We start from the raw sequence: 2,166 nt of genomic DNA, 5'->3' as shown, positions 1-2,166 counted from the left end.
TTGTCGGTGAACCTACTTGTGAAAAAGAAATAGGCGATACAATTAAGATCGGCAGAAGAGGAAGTGTTAACTTTAAATTAAATATAGAAGGTTTAGCAGGGCATGTAGCTTATCCTCATAAAGCAAATAATCCGTTGCCTTGCTTAATAAGAATATTGAACGAGTTAACAAATATAAAATTTGATCAAGGGACTAGACCTCTTCGGAAACTCGCTTATAGGGAGGAATTTGAAGGAGACACGGAACGCAGAACCGCAGCGTACACAAGCGTACGTGAGGATTCGAGTACCGGATCGACGTACAAATTACCCCTAGAAGTAGAGTTTCCGAAGAGGTCTAATGAATTTTTTCAAAGCTCTAACCTTGAAGTAACGAATATCGATGTCGGTAATAATACTTTAAATATAATTCCGGCAAGTACAGAAGCATTTTTCAATATACGTTTTAATAATTTACATAGTGCAGAAACTTTAGCAAAACAGGTAGAAGAAATTATTAAACAGAATTGTAAAGAATATAAAGTAGATTATAAGTTAGAATATAGTAGTTCTGCTGAAAGTTTTATTCAGAATCCTAGAGATAAAATAAAAGAATTTGCTAAAGTAGTAGAGCATACGCTTAAAATAAAGCCTGAATTCTCTACAAGCGGCGGTACGTCGGATGCAAGATTCGTCAAAAAATTATTGTCCGTTAGTAGAGTTCGGTTTATTATCCGAAACGGCACATAAAATAAACGAATACACAAAAATTAGCGATTTACAAAAATTATATGATGTGTATTATAATTTTTTGATGGAAATACTTTGATGTCATTCCCGCAGAGGCAGGAATGACATCAAATCCATGCAAGAATGCCTTACGGTAACGACATTACTAATATGCGGATGTGATGAAACTGGTAGACATGCAAGATTTAGGTTCTTGTGCCGCGAGGGGTGGGGGTTCAAGTCCCTTCATCCGTACCATTTAAATTTTCTCATAAAAAATAACATACGATTTTTATGCAGATGTTTAGTATTTATCAAACAAGCGATGAATTACTTCTAAAATCGATATTGCTTCTGATTGAAAAATGCTAGCACTCTGATCTTAATAGCGGGAAATTAACTGCAGATGCTGATCCCCAAGAAATGCTCAATAAAAATCTTTGGACTTATTCACGTARGCAATTTATACCTCACGGTAGTAAGCTGATCCACAGCTGAAAACAGCCGATTATTTACCGATGAGTACAAATCCTAATAATGCTAGTGTGCTTGTTATTATTTCGCCTACGGATGTAGGAAAAATTTTACAAGCAAAAGAGTATATAAGAGTTTTCAAAAGGATAATTATAATAACCGATTTACCGGAAGATTTAAAAGAATTAACAGTTAAAATAAATAAATTTACCGGACAGGAAAACAAAATTGATTGTTTTACTCAAAATCCTCGTGGAACTTGGAATAAAGTAGTCTAATAAATTTATATTCTTTTACGTACAAATAAATATAATCCGATCATTAAGGCAATAACCAAATTGGAATAACAAGCAAAAATAAAATCTAGATTTTTTGAGGCAAAATTTTGCAATATAAAATGAATTGAAGTAACTAGCAATACTGTTAAGGCAGAAAATAATACCGGCATAAAAGTTGTCTTTTTGCTATAAGGATATCTCAAAAAAACTGCAAGAGCTAAAAAAGGTAATACAAAATTATATAAAGGCCAAATTATTCTTTGATGTGCTTCAGCAATTAATTTAATTTTTTTAGTAATAGCTAAATCATGAGGAGGGGCAAGTAATTCGCTTATATAATATTCGTTTGCTTCTTTATTATGTTTAGTTCTTTGCGATACTAAAGGATTATCATTTTGCAGTTTTATCATTAAAGAATCGAAAGTTAACTGAGTTAAATTACCGTTTACGTCATATTCTTGTCTTATGCCTTTATTAAGTTCAAAAATCGGGCTATTATCATATATATTAAGAGTACCTGAACCCGCAAATACTACTGATGGGTTATCAGCGTTGCGATTATCAAATATTATTACGCCGTTCATAATATTCCCTGCTGATTTTTTATCTATAAAAACAGTGATATCTTTCGTTACTTTATTAAAAGTTTTCTCTTCAATCATACTTGATATATAATTATTCTTTATAAAGCTTAAACGTGATTTTAA

General features: G+C 32.0%; 1 protein-coding gene, 1 tRNA gene and 2 pseudogenes. 3 read left to right on the top strand and 1 reads right to left on the bottom strand.

The window, feature by feature from the left end; translation table 11 throughout:
- The 3 genes and pseudogenes from REIS_RS13090 to REIS_RS07295 all read left to right on the top strand — a co-directional run.
- Positions 1-807 (top strand): annotated as a pseudogene (locus REIS_RS13090) (M20/M25/M40 family metallo-hydrolase); the annotation flags it as partial.
- Between the two features lie 73 nt (positions 808-880).
- Positions 881-965 (top strand) — tRNA-Leu (locus REIS_RS07300).
- 36 nt (positions 966-1,001) lie between these two features.
- Positions 1,002-1,459, top strand: a pseudogene (locus REIS_RS07295) (DNA polymerase III subunit chi).
- Between the two features lie 5 nt (positions 1,460-1,464).
- Here the strand turns inward: REIS_RS07295 and REIS_RS07290 are convergent.
- Positions 1,465-2,166: LptF/LptG family permease (locus REIS_RS07290; RefSeq protein WP_008580688.1), on the bottom strand; the 702-nt coding region annotated here is incomplete at its 5' end.

Origin of the sequence: Rickettsia endosymbiont of Ixodes scapularis (assembly GCF_000160735.1) — a bacterium.
GTDB lineage: Bacteria > Pseudomonadota > Alphaproteobacteria > Rickettsiales > Rickettsiaceae > Rickettsia > Rickettsia tamurae.
The sequence above is the reverse complement of the archived record's forward strand: the minus strand, read 5'-3'. Positions and strand labels throughout refer to the sequence as shown.